This window comes from Serratia sp. YWN4 (genome assembly GCF_055790845.1).
On the sequence record NZ_CM147696.1, the window covers coordinates 5,188,136 to 5,203,674 of the forward strand.

13 protein-coding genes are annotated in these 15,539 nt (G+C 56.3%); 8 read left to right on the forward strand and 5 right to left on the reverse strand.

The features are described from left to right. Positions 1-37 precede the first annotated feature (37 nt). Together fsa and ptsP are read right to left on the reverse strand one after the other, a co-directional pair. Positions 38-703 (reverse strand): fructose-6-phosphate aldolase, encoded by a 666-nt coding sequence (fsa, locus tag ACX9GT_RS23900; RefSeq protein WP_473189014.1) that lies wholly within the window; start codon positions 701-703, stop codon positions 38-40. A gap of 27 nt (positions 704-730) precedes the next feature. Then, positions 731-3,232 (reverse strand): phosphoenolpyruvate--protein phosphotransferase, encoded by a 2,502-nt coding sequence (gene ptsP, locus ACX9GT_RS23905; protein ID WP_473189015.1) that lies wholly within the window; start codon positions 3,230-3,232, stop codon positions 731-733. A gap of 362 nt (positions 3,233-3,594) precedes the next feature. Between ptsP and ACX9GT_RS23910 the strand changes: the two genes are divergently transcribed. The 5 genes from ACX9GT_RS23910 to ACX9GT_RS23930 all read left to right on the forward strand — a co-directional run bounded on the left by ACX9GT_RS23910 (position 3,595) and on the right by ACX9GT_RS23930 (position 8,599). Then, on the forward strand, positions 3,595-4,674 hold the full coding sequence (locus ACX9GT_RS23910; protein WP_473189016.1) for a PTS fructose transporter subunit EIIC: 1,080 nt from the start codon (positions 3,595-3,597) through the stop codon (positions 4,672-4,674). Between the two features lie 10 nt (positions 4,675-4,684). Next, positions 4,685-5,005, forward strand: a complete 321-nt coding sequence (locus tag ACX9GT_RS23915) for a PTS fructose-like transporter subunit IIB (RefSeq protein ID WP_473189017.1) — start codon at positions 4,685-4,687, stop codon at positions 5,003-5,005. Positions 5,006-5,067: 62 nt separating this feature from the next. Continuing rightward, the gene (locus tag ACX9GT_RS23920; RefSeq protein ID WP_473189018.1) at positions 5,068-7,365 is read left to right on the forward strand and encodes a formate C-acetyltransferase; all 2,298 of its coding nucleotides are present in this window, start codon (positions 5,068-5,070) and stop codon (positions 7,363-7,365) included. Continuing rightward, entirely contained in the window at positions 7,331-8,227 is an 897-nt protein-coding gene (locus tag ACX9GT_RS23925) for a [formate-C-acetyltransferase]-activating enzyme (RefSeq protein WP_473189019.1), read from the forward strand. The genes ACX9GT_RS23920 and ACX9GT_RS23925 overlap by 35 nt, the downstream gene beginning before the upstream one ends. Before the next feature lie 27 nt (positions 8,228-8,254). Next, a complete protein-coding gene (locus ACX9GT_RS23930) occupies positions 8,255-8,599 on the forward strand; it encodes a PTS fructose-like transporter subunit IIB (RefSeq protein ID WP_473189020.1) in 345 nt (114 codons plus the stop codon). A 3-nt stretch (positions 8,600-8,602) separates the two neighbouring features. Here ACX9GT_RS23930 and ACX9GT_RS23935 read toward each other — a convergent pair whose 3' ends face one another. After that, on the reverse strand, positions 8,603-9,463 hold the full coding sequence (locus tag ACX9GT_RS23935; RefSeq protein ID WP_473189021.1) for an AraC family transcriptional regulator: 861 nt from the start codon (positions 9,461-9,463) through the stop codon (positions 8,603-8,605). A gap of 143 nt (positions 9,464-9,606) precedes the next feature. On the opposite strand from ACX9GT_RS23935, the gene ACX9GT_RS23940 reads away from it, so the two are divergent. Together ACX9GT_RS23940 and ACX9GT_RS23945 are read left to right on the forward strand one after the other, a co-directional pair. Beyond that, on the forward strand, positions 9,607-10,404 hold the full coding sequence (locus tag ACX9GT_RS23940) for an AraC family transcriptional regulator (RefSeq protein WP_473189022.1): 798 nt from the start codon (positions 9,607-9,609) through the stop codon (positions 10,402-10,404). Between the two features lie 82 nt (positions 10,405-10,486). Continuing rightward, positions 10,487-11,149 (forward strand): B3/B4 domain-containing protein, encoded by a 663-nt coding sequence (locus ACX9GT_RS23945; RefSeq protein ID WP_473189023.1) that lies wholly within the window; start codon positions 10,487-10,489, stop codon positions 11,147-11,149. A gap of 55 nt (positions 11,150-11,204) precedes the next feature. On the opposite strand, the gene metE is transcribed toward ACX9GT_RS23945, so the two are convergent. Beyond that, the gene (metE, locus tag ACX9GT_RS23950; RefSeq protein WP_473189024.1) at positions 11,205-13,481 is read right to left on the reverse strand and encodes a 5-methyltetrahydropteroyltriglutamate--homocysteine S-methyltransferase; all 2,277 of its coding nucleotides are present in this window, start codon (positions 13,479-13,481) and stop codon (positions 11,205-11,207) included. 105 nt (positions 13,482-13,586) lie between these two features. Between metE and metR the strand changes: the two genes are divergently transcribed. Next, entirely contained in the window at positions 13,587-14,537 is a 951-nt protein-coding gene (gene metR, locus ACX9GT_RS23955; protein ID WP_473189025.1) for an HTH-type transcriptional regulator MetR, read from the forward strand. A 4-nt stretch (positions 14,538-14,541) separates the two neighbouring features. Here the strand turns inward: metR and ACX9GT_RS23960 are convergent, their stop codons facing one another. Beyond that, complete coding sequence (locus tag ACX9GT_RS23960) at positions 14,542-15,402, reverse strand: carboxylate/amino acid/amine transporter (protein ID WP_473189026.1); 861 nt, start codon at positions 15,400-15,402, stop codon at positions 14,542-14,544. Positions 15,403-15,539 lie beyond the last annotated feature (137 nt).

Below are 15,539 nucleotides of genomic sequence, written 5' to 3' on the forward strand. Positions count from 1 at the left end.
GTCAGGGGCACCTTGGCCCCTGATTCACTTTTCTGCCTTACCCCAACTGCAGTGAACCAAATGCCCCACGCCAATCGTGCTCAAACTTATCTACCGCAGCCTGCACCGCGGGCGTACTGATAAACTGCTCGGCCACGTCCACTGGCAAAGTGATAGCTTTGCACCCTACCAGCAGGCACTCCAGCGCCTGGCGCGGGGTTTTGAAACTGGCAGCCAATACCTTAGCCTGCGGTACATGCAGTGCCAGCAACTGTTGCAGTTCCTGAACGGTAGCAATGCCATTGCCGCCCTGCGCATCGACCCGGTTGACGTAAGGTGCCACATATTCCGTTCCCGCCAAAGCGGCCAGCAACCCCTGCGCTGCGCCATATACCGCCGTGCCCAACGTCGGGATGCCCATTCCACGCAACGTTTTGATCGCCGCCAAACCTTCTGCCGTTACCGGTACTTTCACCACCAGGCCTGCAACCCGCTGGCTGAGCAATACCGCCTCTTCCACCATCTGCTCAGCCGTGGCAGCCAGTACTTGGGCAAACAGTTTTCCTTCTCCACCCAATGCATCACGCAATGCGGGGAGCACTTCCCATAGCGATGTGCGCGATGCGGCAACAATGCTCGGGTTAGTCGTCACACCGTACAACGGCAGAACACGCGCTAAACGCTTCACCGCGCTGATATCAGCGGTATCCAGATAGAGTTCCATGATTACTCCTTAAAGCCAAAAAAAGGTTTACAGTTCAAGTTCCTGTTGCAGCAGTGATTCCACCTGTTGGGCAGAATTGGCATTCACCAAGGCATCACGGAAACCTTCATGCATGATGCGCCGCGCCAATTTGGAGAAAATACGCATATGCTGATCGCCTGCGACATGTTTATTCAGCGTCAGCATGATGATGAACTGTGCCTCCTCATCGCCCCAGGCTACCGGGTGCGCCAACTTGGCTACGCTGATGGTGGATTGTTCGATATGTTCGGATTTGGTGTGTGGAATGGCAAAGCCAAAACCCAGACCGGTGGAAAACACCGCTTCGCGCGCCCACAGATCGGCCATCAGCTTGCGCGGATAACGGCAACGTTCGGCCAGCAACAGGTTATCCACCATGCCTTTGATCGCTTCTTCTTTGCTGCGCCAATCCGCCCCCAGCGCGATACAGCCTGGTGTAATCAGTGGCGCATCGCTTTGCTCCATGCGGAACTGCGCCAACAGGTGCTCCACTTCCAATGAAGTGCGGCAGGCCATGGCGTGGTTCAGCAGCAAGCGACATTCACGGCTGTCCAGTTTGGCCAAGCGAGCCTTGGTGGCGGCGATGGACGGTGCACTCATGCTGATCTCATCCAACCCCATGCCCACCAGCAACGGTAACACCGAGCCTTTGGCCCCCAGTTCACCACACAGGCCAATCCACTTACCATGGCGATGCACCTCACGCACTGCATGATCCAGGCTGCGCAGGAATGCCGGGTTCAAACTGTTGTAATGCTTGAGCACTTTAGCGTTATCACGATCTACCGCCAGCAGATACTGTGTTAAGTCGTTACTGCCGATGCTAAAGAAATCAATCTCTTCGCAACACTGATCGATGATAAACAGCACCGAAGGCACTTCCAGCATGATGCCGAGCGGGATCTTTTCATCGAACGGGATCTGTTCAGCACGCAGCGATTGCTTCACCTCCGCCAGTTGATCCTTCACCCACAGGATCTCTTCCATGGAGGAGATCATCGGAATCATGATCTTCAGCGAACCATGCGCCGAAGCACGCAGGATCGAGCGCAGTTGGGTACGGAACAGCGGCAGAAACTCCTGATAGATGCGTACCGCACGATAACCGAGGAACGGATTGTTCTCTGCCGGGATCTGCAAATAGTCCACCGGCTTGTCACCACCAATATCCATGGTGCGCACAATGATTGTCTTGCCCGCAGCGGCCTCCAACCCTTGGCAGTAAATGTTGTACAGTTCATCTTCCGCAGGGGCGCTCATCCGATCCATATACAGCATTTCGGTACGGAACAGGCCCACCGCCTCAGCTCCCTGGCTGAAGGCAGCTTCCGCCTCTACCGCATGGGCAATATTGGCTGCCACCTCCAGGCGCACGCCATCGACCGTGCGCCCCGGCTGATCCAGATAGGCGCTTTGCTGGCGGCGGATCTGCGCGTTCAGCCATTGTTCCTGCTGATAATAACGACGCACTGGCTCACTGAGATCGCAAGCCACCAGCCCGAGATCGCCATCAATCTGTACCTGCTGATTCAGATAGGGCAACAATGCGGTGGCCTCTACCCCGACCAGCGTCGGAATATTGAAAGAACGCGCCAAAATCACCGTATGTGAGGTGCTGCCACCGCTGCCCAGCAGCAGGCCTTTCAGGTAGCGCTTGTCCAGATCCAGAAACTGGCTGGGGGTCAGTTCATCGGTCATGCAAATGCTGTCAGCGTTCAGCGCCTGCTGCGCCGGGAAACACGTTTCACCATAAATATGCTGCAACAGTTGAAAGCTGACATCACGAATGTCCAGCTCACGTTCACGCAGATAAGCACTGGCCGATTGTGCCAACTGCTGGCTGAAATGCGCAGCGGTGGCAACAATCGCTGCCGCACAGCTTGCCCCGGCCAGCACGCCGTCGAGCAGGTGCTGGCGGAATGCAGCATCACGCAGTAACGAACGGTGTGCTTCCAGTACCGCTGTTGTCGTGCCATTGCCCGCCATCAGTTGCAGTTCCAACGCTTTGGTAAAACACGCCAGCCCGGCAGAAAGCTGATTCTGTTCCTGTTCAATGCTCTTGGCAGGAGGCAAATCCAATGTGTTCAGATCCACACGCGCCAAGTGCAGCAGCTTGCCGCTCGCAGTGCCTTGGCTGACTGGCCGCGCACGCAACAGAGTCGGGTGCAGATTAGCGAGTGATGTCGGGAGCGGCTCCAGTTCAGCGTGATCATTCATCTGTGGCAAGGCTTCGTCACAATGTGGAAATTCATGCTCAAGGAACTGGCTCAGGCGTTCAAATGCCGCTAGCTCATCCTCCCCTTCAATGGTCACCCGGCATTCATCGCCCAGCAAAATATCGGCACCGATCAACGACAGCACGCTTTTACCGTCGCCGCTAAGACCACTGCGTGGGTTATACCAGTCAAAACGGGAACGGAAACCGTTGCACAGGGTTTCGATATGGCTGGCCGGGCGGGCATGAACACCATTCGGCAACACACAGGTAAAAATCACAATTTTAGCCATCACTCTTTCCTCATACCAAAGCAGCGGTAAACAACACCGGTTTGCTACAAGGATAAAAGCGCATTGCGGGCTGCGGCTATCGGACAAAAATGTCAAACACTGGACAAATGTATCCTGACTGTATAAATGCGATGCCGCTCACAAAGCCAGCACAGCAAGTGCCAATTTTATTCTGTTGCACACTTTGAGTTAGATCGCACTTTTCTCCTGACATTACAAAAATCCAGTAAATGGCAATTTTGTCCACTGTTGATAACGCAAGCAGGTGCCTATTGTGTAGGCAACAACCTTTCGCCACTCAGGGATCTTCTCTGGTGGTTTTTGTCCTCAGAAGCACGCTGGTTGTCGCCAGGGAGTCAACGATGAAAGATCTGCTCAATATACTAAGAAATACACGCCAGCATTTAATGACCGGCGTCTCGCATATGATCCCGTTTGTAGTCGCTGGCGGCATACTGCTGGCGATTTCCGTGATGCTTTATGGCAAAGGTGCCGTTCCCGATGCCGCCACCGATCCCAACCTAAAAAAACTGTTCGACATCGGCGTGGCCGGGCTGACGCTGATGGTCCCTTTTCTGGCAGCCTACATCGGTTATTCCATCTCTGACCGCTCCGCTCTGGCTCCTTCTGCCATTGGGGCTTGGGTCGGTGCTTCCTTCGGTGCCGGTTTCTTTGGCGCGATCATCGCTGGCCTGCTGGGTGGCATCATTGTGTTCTATCTGAAAAAGATCCCAGTACCAAAGATCCTGCGTTCGGTGATGCCGATCTTCGTGATCCCGATCGTCGGTACTTTGCTTACCGCAGGCATCATGATGTGGGGCGTAGGTGAACCCGTTGGTGCGCTGACTAACGGCCTGACTCACTGGTTACAAGGGATGCAGCAGGGCAGCATCGTGGTACTGGCGATCATCATGGGCCTGATGCTGGCATTTGATATGGGTGGCCCAGTCAACAAAGTGGCTTACGCCTTCATGCTGATCTGCGTGGCTCAGGGCGTTTACTCGGTGGTGGCTATCGCTGCGGTTGCCATCGCTACCCCGCCGCTCGGCTTGGGTTTTGCCACGCTGATTGGCCGTAAATACTACAGCGCCGAAGAACGTGAAGCCGGTAAAGCTGCCCTGCTGATGGGTTGCGTTGGCGTCACCGAAGGCGCCATCCCGTTTGCGGCCGCCGATCCATTGCGCGTTATTCCTTCCATCATGATCGGTGCCGCCAGCGCAGCCGTGACCGCCGCCTTAGTTGGAGCACAGTGCTACGCCGGTTGGGGCGGTCTGATCGTTCTGCCAGTCGTTGAAGGCAAACTGGGCTTCGTCGCTGCATTGCTGGTGGGCATGGTCGTGACGGCAGTGCTGGTTAATCTGCTGAAAAAACTGGCGGCGAAAAAACAGGCGGCCAATGCGCCACAGGAAAGCGATCTGGACTTGGATTTTGAAATTAACTAAGGAACTGACTATGACAACTATTATCGCTGTAACCGCCTGCCCATCCGGCGTTGCCCACACCTATATGGCCGCTGAAGCCATTGAGCGTTCCGCTAAGGCCAAAGGCTGGCAATGCAAGGTCGAAACCCAAGGTTCCATTGGTCTGGAAAACGAACTGACCGCCGAAGACGTAGCCAATGCCGATGTGGTGATCTTGACCAAAGATATCGGCATTAAATTTGAAGAGCGCTTCAAAGGGAAAACCGTCGTGCGCGTTGGTATCAGCGACGCGGTCAAGCGTGCCGACACCATCATGGACAAGATCGCCAATCATCTGGCGCAGAAGGCATAACCGATCCCCGACGCGATGCGTCGGGTTTCCCCACTCATACAACTTCACTGAAGGAAAACGTGATGACCGCCCGGATCGAACGCCTGAAAACCGCTTTGTTCTCCGCCCCACGCGAGATCTCACTGGAACGCGCCTTGCTTTATACCGCCAGCCACCGGCAGACCGAAGGGGAATCAACGATCATCCGCCGGGCAAAGGCCACTGCGCATATTCTGGATCAGGTGGACATCAGCATCCGCGAAGACGAACTGATCGCGGGTAACCGTACCGTAAAACCGCGTGCCGGGATTATCTCGCCAGAAATGGATCCTTACTGGTTGCTGAAAGAGCTGGATACCTTTCCGACTCGCCCACAGGATCGCTTTGCCATTTCAGACACCGATAAACAGCTTTATCGCGAACAGCTTTACCCTTATTGGCAACAGCGTTCCATGAAGGACTTCATCAACAGCCAGATGTCGGCAGAAGTCACCGCCGCCACGCAAACCCAGATTTTCAGCATTAACCAGACCGATAAAGGCCAAGGGCATATCATCATCGATTACCCACGCCTGTTAGAAAACGGGTTGGATCGGCTGATCGACGAACTGGCAACCCGCGTGGCGCAATGTCCCGACAATCACTTCTACCCGGCCTCCCTGCTGTTGCTGCGTGCCTCGCAGCGCCATATCCTGCGTTATGCCCAACTGGCAAACCATATGGCGGCAGATTGCAGCGATGCCACCCGCAGCGAGGAACTGCTGCGCATTGCCCGCATTTCTGAGCAGGTGGCGCATCATAAACCGCAGGATTTCTATCAGGCCTGCCAGTTATTTTGGTATATGAATATCATCTTGCAGTACGAATCTAACGCCAGTTCCCTGTCGCTCGGGCGTTTCGATCAGTACATGCTGCCGTTTTATCAGGCGTCGCTCAATCGGGGGGAGGATCCGGCCTTCCTGCGCGAACTGCTGGAAAGCCTGTGGGTAAAGTGCAACGACATCGTGCTGCTGCGTTCAACCTCCAGCGCCCGTTACTTTGCCGGTTTCCCGACTGGCTACACCATCCTACTCGGCGGCTTGACGGAAACTGGCCGCAGTGCGGTCAACGTGCTGTCGTTCCTGTGCCTGGATGCCTACCAGAATATCCGTCTGCCACAGCCAAACCTGGGCGTGCGGGTCAATGAATTTATCGATCGGTTGTTCCTGCTGAAAACCGCCGAAACCATTCGTCTCGGCACCGGCATACCGCAGATTTTCAACGATGAAGTGGTCGTACCGGCGTTTCTCAACCGGGGCGTCTCACTGGAAGACGCGCGTGATTATGCGGTAGTCGGCTGCGTTGAACTGTCAATTCCGGGGCGCACCTATGGCCTGCACGATATCGCCATGTTCAACCTGTTGAAAGTGATGGAACTGACGCTGCTGGATAACGAAGGCAATAGCCAACTCACCTACCCCCTGCTGCTGGAACAGATCCGGCAAAGAATCCGCCATTATGTCAGGCTGATGGTACAGGGCAGTAATATCTGCGATATCGGCCATCGCGATTGGGCACCGGTTCCACTGCTGTCTTCGTTTATTGATGATTGTCTGCAACACGGCAAAGACATTACCGAAGGCGGCGCACGCTATAATTTCTCTGGAGTACAGGGGATCGGCATCGCCAACCTGAGTGATTCACTGTATGCACTGAAAGGACTGGTATTCGATCAGCAACGCCTGAGTTTTGATGAACTGCTGACCATTCTGCGGGCCAACTTCGCTACGCCGGAAGGGGAAAAAATCCGTGCCAGACTGATCAACCGCTTCGACAAGTACGGCAATGATATCGACGAAGTTGACTTAATCAGCGCCGATCTGCTGCGATTTTACTGTAAAGAGGTGGAGCAGTACCGCAATCCGCGCGGTGGCCAGTTCACACCGGGCTCTTATACCGTATCTGCCCATGTGCCGCTGGGGGCCGTGGTTGGCGCAACGCCAGACGGGCGCTATGCGGGTGAACAATTAGCAGACGGCGGGCTTTCACCGATGCTCGGGCAGGATGCCCAAGGGCCGACAGCGGTTCTGAAATCGGTGAGCAAGCTGGATAACTATCTGCTTTCCAACGGCACGTTGCTGAATGTGAAATTCACCCCAAGCACGCTGGAAGGCCAGCAGGGGCTGAACAAACTGGCGGACTTCCTCGGCGCCTTTACCAAGCTCAAGCTCCAGCATGTGCAGTTCAACGTGGTGAATGCCGAAACGCTACGGGAAGCGCAGGCCAGACCACAAGACTTCGCCGGGCTGGTGGTGCGTGTGGCAGGTTACAGCGCGTTCTTCGTGGAGCTGTCGAAGGAGATCCAGGATGACATCATCCGTCGTACAGCGCATCAACTGTAGTCTTATCGCGCCTGGTTTTACCCAGGCCGATGCGGCTCAAATGCAGGGGCGTATCTTCAATATTCAGCGCTATTCGCTGAACGACGGCCAGGGTATTCGCACCGTGGTGTTCCTCAAAGGCTGCCCGCACACCTGCCCGTGGTGTGCCAACCCGGAATCGATGTCGGGCAAGATGAATATCGTGCGGCGCAAAGCCAAATGCCTGCACTGCCAACCCTGCCTGAATGATGCCCAGGAATGCCCAAGCGGCGCGCTGGAGCAGATCGGCCAGAATATCACGCTGGATGCGCTGCTGCGGCAGATCCTGAAAGATGAGGTGTTTTACCGCACTTCCGGCGGCGGTGTTACACTTTCCGGCGGTGAAGTGCTGATGCAGGCGGAGTTTGCCAGCCTGCTGCTGCAACGGTTGCAAGCACTGGGTATCCATACGGCGATCGAAACCGCTGGCGATGCACCGCTCGCCAGCCTGCTGGCTTTGGCTGAACATAGCGATCAGGTACTGTTCGACTTGAAAATCATGGATACCAGCACCGCCAAACGCCTGCTGAATATGAACCAGCAACGGGTATTAGATAACTTTACTGCGCTGGCACGGCGCGGTATTCACCTGATCCCTCGCTTGCCACTCATCCCCGGTTACACGTTAAGTAAAGAGAATATGACGCAGGTGCTGGCGTTTCTCGCCCCTTTCAGGCTACAAGAGATCCATCTGCTGCCTTTCCATCAATACGGTGCAGCCAAGTATTCACTGCTGGGGCGTGAATATGCGCTACGTGATGTGGCTCCGCCCAGCGAGCAGGAGATCACTCCGTTGCAGGCGATGGCGGAACAGGCGGGTTACCAAGTGCTCATCGGCGGTTAAAGAGCGGCAAAACGCTAAGGGGTACATATGACCATCAAACTCGTTGCAGTAACGGCCTGTATCAGCGGCGTTGCTCATACCTATATGGCAGCCGAGCGGCTGGAGAAACTGTGCGCATTGGAAAAATGGCCGGTAAAAGTCGAAACCCAAGGGGCGCTGGGGATTGAAAACCCACTGACTGCCGACGATCTGGCTCAAGCTGATGTGGTGTTGCTGATCACCGACATTTTGCTGGCAGAAAGTGAACGCTTCAAGCACCACCGCAGTGTGCAGATTGGGATCAACACCTTTCTGCGCACGCCAGAAAAGGCCCTCAGCGCGGTGCGCAAAGCGGCAGCATCGCCACAGGAAACCCATATTCGCGTAGTTTGAACGCTACTCGCGCATCTTCAGTTCGCTATGATACTGGCCCCGGTATTCTGACGGCGAGCGCTCGGTACTTTTGCGAAACAGGCGGCAAAAATAGTTGCTATCGATAAAGCCGCAGGCGTGCGCCACCTCCTTCACCTTCATGTCATACCGTTTCAGCAGATGCTTCGCCTGCTCCAGCCGCACATGATTCAGATACTCATTAAAACCGACGCCCCCTGCCTTTTGAAACAGATGCGAAAGATAGTTAGGGGAAATATAAAACGCCTGCGCGACCGACTCACGAGTCAGCGGTTCGCGATAGTGCTCCTCCAGGTGGGCGCGCACTGCGTCAAACAGCGCCTGACTGCGTGAAGCGGTTTTTACCGAGGTACCGAACAGATCGAGCGCATGGCTGAGTAGCCCCTTCACTAAAAAGCGTGCGGTGGACTGATCGCTCTGATGCCATGCCAGCTCATTAAGCGCCTGCAACATAAAGGAGCCCACTCGCGGCCCACGACGCGCCACATTGTCCTTACCCTGCGGTTGAGTCTGTTCGCCATCCCAGCCCAGCAGGCTGTAACCCAGTTGCTGCTTGCCAAACAACAGGCTGAGCGTAGTCACCGGGCGTTGCCAGCTTGGGCTGTTCCAACCCTGGGCCGGGACAAACAGCACATCCCCCGGCAACAGCAGCTGTTGCTGCCGCATGCCCTGGCTGCCTTCCCACTCCATATTCTGCTCACCGTCCACCACCAATTCCAGGCGCGGAAAACTCACCTGATAGGCCAACTCCGGCGCCGGATGTTGATTCCCAGCAAAATAAACCTGCCGAATACCCTGCACATCATCAAGCAATGGCATTAGCACCGTGGCGAGCGGGTGTTTCATCAAGCAAGTCCTTCAAGCGAATGCAAAGCGATACCTGATGATAACCAATAGCGCCAGATAAAACGCAGGCTCAGGACAATAAATGGCGCAGGATAATGATAGGCTGGTACGCACGATGACCCAAAAACCAAGGAGTGCTTCAAATGACGGCGACTTTCAGCATGCCAGCTTGTTCCATAGCGGGTATCGAAGCCGTAATCGCTTCCACCCGTCACAGCTATCCCAAACATTTTCACGCACAGTTTGGCATCGGGCTGATAGAACATGGGGCACAGAAATCACTTAGCGGGCGCGGGCAGGTGGAAGCCGGGCCCGGCGATATCATCACCGTCAATCCTGGTGAGGTTCATGATGGCCGCCCGATCGGTGAGCAGCCGCGCTCATGGTGCATGCTCTATCTGGAACCTGCCGTGGTGGCAGCCGCCATTGGCGATCTTGCCGCTGGCAACGCACACCACCGCGAGTTTTCATCCCCTGCCCTTACTGATACCGTAGCTGCCGGTAGTTTCCGTACTCTGTTCAACAACATAACCTGCACACCACACAACAATCTCCAGCAGGAACAGGCGTTGTTGATCCTGCTGGCGCGGTTGCTCCACGTCAGTGAACCAAAGGAAACCGCCCCCCCGATCCGGTTCGCCAGGGAGCGTATTGACGATGACCCCGCCAGCCCAGTCACCTTGACCGAGCTGGCACAGCTTTGCGGCATGAACCACTTCCAACTGTTACGCAGCTTCCAGCGCGCCACCGGCATCACGCCGCACGCTTACCAAATCCAACGCCGCATCCAGCTTGCTCGGCAATTGATTGCAGCGGGCACGCCGTTGGCAGAGAGCGCAGCAGCAGCAGGCTTTGCCGATCAAAGCCACATGTCCCGGCAATTCCGCCGGGCGCTAGGCGTTTCTCCCGGCATCTACGCCAACCATAAACGCTGCGGCTAATCGGCTGCAATTTCGTTCAAGACACCGTTGGTCCTGAAGGTCACAGTAGTGCCATTGACCTCAACTTCATTCCCGGTGAACCATGAACTTTACCTACGCCAGCAGTATCAGAACGGCTTTTCCCACCTTGGTTTCTTATTGCCTGCGGGTTGATGGCGTCGATCAACAGACGGATGTCAGCCAAGCGGTGGCGGATCTCAACCACCAGACCGTAGTCAGATTGAGCGGCAGCACCGAAAGCGATTTAGCAGAAATCCAGGCTTGGCGGCGCGCCTTCGTCAAGATGGGGCTAAAACCTACTCAGTACCGCTGTGCGGCGGAATCCCTGCTGCGCCGCTGGCGCAAAGAGGGCTCACTGCCGGCCATTTACCCATTAATTGACCTGTGCAATGCCCTGTCACTGGCATTTGCCATTCCGATTGCGGTTTTTGATCGGCAGAAAATCAGCGGAGATCTGCAAGTTAGGCCGGCCACAGGCCACGAGATTTACCACACCTTTTCTGGCACCACCGAGAATCCGGCCCCCGGTGAGGTGATCTTTGCCGACGCCGCAGACCGCGCTCACGCCCGGCGCTGGACTCATCGACAAAGCGGTGACTCGGCGGTCTCGGTAAATACCACGCAGGCACTGATTGTGATGGAAGCCATGCATAGCACAGCGGCAGAAGATATTGCCGCACTAAGCGCGGCACTAACGCAGCAGATCCAACATATCTGGCCCGGCAGTACGTCAACGCCACTCTGAACAGCAAAAGGGCACCGAAGCGCCCTTGAAAACAGATCTCTAGCAAAGCATTGAGTTACACCTGCAACTCACGCAACCGCTGGGCCGCCAGCACCATATTGGCCAGCGACTGACGGGTTTCCGGCCAGCCACGGGTTTTCAGGCCGCAGTCCGGGTTAACCCACAGGCGCTCTGCCGGGATGTTTTGCGCCGCTTTGCGCAGCAGCGCTTCGATCCACTCCACGCTGGGCACGTTTGGCGAATGGATGTCGTACACGCCCGGCCCAATTTCGTTCGGGTATTCGAACTCTTTGAAGGCCTCCAGCAGATCCATATCGGAGCGTGAGGTTTCGATGGTGATCACATCCGCATCCAGCGCCGCAATCGAATCCATAATGTCGTTGAACTCGCAGTAACACATATGGGTGTGGATCTGAGTGTCGTCCTGCGCCACGGCAGCGTTCAGTTTAAAGGCATCCACCGCCCAGTTCAGGTAGGCAGCCCAATCGGAGCGGCGTAGCGGCAGGCCTTCACGCAATGCCGGTTCGTCGATCTGGATGATGCCGATACCGGCTTGCTCCAAATCCGCCACTTCGTCACGCAGTGCCAAGGCGATCTGTTTGGCGATCGTCTCGCGCGTCACGTCTTCACGCGGGAACGACCAGCAAAGAATGGTTACCGGGCCAGTCAGCATGCCTTTTACCGGTTTATCGGTCAGCGACTGGGCAAACTTGGCCCACTCAACGGTAATCGCCTCTGGGCGGCTGATATCACCAATAATCACCGGCGGCTTCACGCAGCGGGAACCGTAGCTCTGCACCCAACCGTTTTGAGTGAACACAAAGCCGTCGAGATTTTCGCCAAAGTATTCCACCATATCGTTACGCTCGGCTTCGCCGTGCACCAGCACGTCCAGCCCTAAACGTTCCTGCTCGGCGATTGCCTGCTTGATATGCTCACCGATGCTGGTGCGGTAATTATTGCCGTCCAGGCGGCCCTGTTTGAAATCGAGACGCAGGCCGCGGATTTCGGTAGTTTGCGGGAAGGAACCGATGGTGGTGGTCGGCCAGGCTGGCAGGTTGAAGCGATCGCGCTGGGCCTGAGCACGCTGCTGATAAGGGCGCTGGCGCTCGCTGTCTTTGGCGGTGATGGCGGCAAGGCGCTGTTCCACCTGCGCATTATGTACGCGGCTGGACTGACGGCGGGCGCGGATCGGCGCGCTGTAAGCGTCCAGTTCGGCCTGCTTGTTGGCCCCCGGTGCGTTCAAGGCCGCACTCAACAACGCCAGTTCGGCACATTTCTGCAAAGCAAAGGCGAACCAGCTTTTCACTTCATCGTCCAAGCGGGTTTCTACGCTCAGATCGATCGGGCTGTGCAGCAGCGAACAAGAGGTAGCAATCCACAGCGGGCGGCTGTTTACCAGTGGTTGCAGGCGGGCAAACCAGCTGCTCAGATCGGCACGCCACACGTTGCGGCCGTTGATCACCCCTAGCGACAGCAGCCACTCTTTTGGCAGCGCATTGTTCAGTGCTGCAATATCATCATGGCCTGCCACCAGATCCACATGCAGCCCCTGCACCGGCAAAGCGCGAATGGTGTCGAGATTGTGACCCACGCTGTCGAAATAGGTGGTCAGCAGCAGCTTAACCTGGCCCTGCAACGCCGCGTAAGCCGGTTTGAAGGCATCCAGCCAGGCCTGCGGCAATTCCAGCACCAGCGCCGGTTCGTCGATCTGTACCCACTCGATACCGCGTTTGGCCAGTTCCGCCAGCACTTGCTGGTACACCGGCAGAATATCGTTCAGCAGCGACAGGCGATCGAACTGCTCACCTTTCACTTTGCCCAGCCACAGATAGGTTAGCGGCCCCAGCAGTACTGGCTTGATTTTGTGGCCCAGCGCCAGCGCTTCGTCAACTTCGTCCAACAGTTGGCTCCAGCTCAGTTTAAACTGCTGACCTAGGGTGAATTCAGGCACCATGTAGTGATAGTTGGTGTTAAACCATTTGGTCATTTCTGCCGCTGCCGCCGGTTCACCGGAGGGCGCGCGGCCACGACCAATACGGAACAGCGTATCCAGATCGATTGAACCGTCTTTATTCTGGTGACGCGCCGGGACGTTGCCCAGCAGCAGGCTGGTGGTCAGCACGTGATCGTACCAGGCAAAATCACCGACCGGCACCAAATCCACCCCGGCTTGCTGTTGTTGTTGCCAGTGGCGAGCACGCAGCTCGCGGCCAACCGCCAGCAGTTCTTCCTGCGTTGAATTGCCTGCCCAGTAACTTTCCTGTGCTTTTTTCAGTTCGCGACGCAGACCAACGCGTGGAAAACCCAGTGTGTGATTTAGAATTGTCATCGTCATATTTCCCATTTAGCCGTCCAGATGTTTACACATCTATAATCCGCAGGTACTGTATCAACCACAAGCGCAATATGTTCACTGTCACTGTGAAGGATTCTCATGATCGAACTGAAACACTTAAGGACGCTGCAAGCGCTGCGCAATACCGGCTCGCTGGCCGCCGCTGCCGCGCAACTTCATCAGACACAATCTGCGCTTTCGCATCAGTTCAGCGATCTGGAACAACGTCTGGGCTTTAAGCTGTTCGTTCGTAAAAGCCAGCCGCTGCGCTTTAGCGCACAGGGCGAGATCCTGTTGCAGTTGGCAGAACGGGTGCTGCCGCAGATCCAGCAGGCGCTACAGGCGTGCCACGAACCGCATCAGGCTACGCTGCGCATTGCCATTGAGTGCCACAGTTGCATCCAGTGGCTCACTCCGGCGCTGGACAACTTCCACCAGAGCTGGCCGCAGGTGGTGATGGATTTCAAATCCGGCGTCACTTTCGATCCGCAACCAGCCTTGCAGCAGGGCGAACTGGATGTGGTGCTCACTTCCGATATCCTGCCGCGCAGCGGGCTGCACTATTCGCCGATGTTCGATTTTGAAGTGCGGCTGGTGCTGGCCCCCGATCATCCGCTGGCCAACAAACCGCACATTGAGCCGGAAGATTTGTGCGATGAAACGCTGATGATTTACCCGGTGCAGCGCCAGCGGCTGGATATCTGGCGGCATTTTCTGCAACCGGCAGGCGTCAGCCCAACGTTGAAAAGCGTCGATAACACGTTGTTATTAATTCAGATGGTGTCGGCACGCATGGGGATCGCCGCGTTACCGCACTGGGTGGTGGAAAGTTTTGAACGCCAGGGCCTGGTAGTAACCAAAACCCTGGGCGATGGTCTGTGGAGCCGGTTGTATGCCGCCGTGCGCGACGGCGAACAGCGCCAGGCGGTGATCGAAGCCTTTATCCGCTCCGCCCGCCAGCACGCCTGCGATCACCTGCCGTTCGTGCGTGATGCCGCCCGGCCCGGCGCGGGTTTTGCCAGTATCAAACCGCCAGCACCCCAGGTTTAAGCCATCACTGGGTGGCTTGCGGTGCCACCCAGCGGCGATGCACCCACAGCGAAGCCACAATCACCGCGCCGCCGATGATAAAGCTGGTCCAGTGCGGCTGCTGCTGCCAGATCGCCAGATTAACCAGCAGCCCGGCGGGCACATGCATGTTGTTCATAATGCCGAGAGTGCCAGCATCCACCTGCGTTGCGCCGTAGTTCCACATAAAGTAGCCCAGCCCGGAAGCCACCACGCCCAGCCATACCAGAATACCCCATTGCAGGTGGGTGGTTGGCAGTTGGTTCGGGTTGCCCCACAAGCACCAGGCAATCACAGCCACCACCAGCGCCCCCAGGTAGAACCAGGAAAACGCCGTATGCTGCGGCAACGAGTGCACCTCCATCAGCCGTTTATAGCCCACCATGCCGATGGCAAAGCTGATATTCGCCGCCTGCACCAGCAGCAGCCCGAACCAGAAGTGCTCGCTCAACTGGTGGTAACGGATAATCGCCGCGCCCAGCACCGCCAGCAACGCGCTGAACAGATAGCCCCAGCGCAGGCGGCGGCCACTGATCAGGTCATAGATCAGCGTGATATACAGCGGCGTCAGCACGGTAAACAACAAAAATTCCTGCACCGTCAGGTACATAAAAGCGCGGAAGCTGAACAGGTACATGATGCCAAGCTGGCACGCCCCCACCAGCATATACAGCAGGATCACTTTCAGCTTGATGTTGCGCCAGCGCAGGAACGGCAGGAACACCAACGCCGCCAGCCCGACGCGGATCAGCACCGAAAACCAGCTATCGACATGCCCTGCCAGATATTCGCCGATCAGGCTGAAAGAAAATGCCCATAAAATGGTGGTAATAACCAGAAGCCACACGTCAAATTCACCCTAAAAGATCTGAAAAGGCGATTGTAACGGAAGGCGAGAAGCCGCGTGATAGAAAGGCGGTTGACGTTTGTGCAAAAAACAACCCAACGTGCGAATTCATACCGCTGGGCTATCCTATTGCAGCC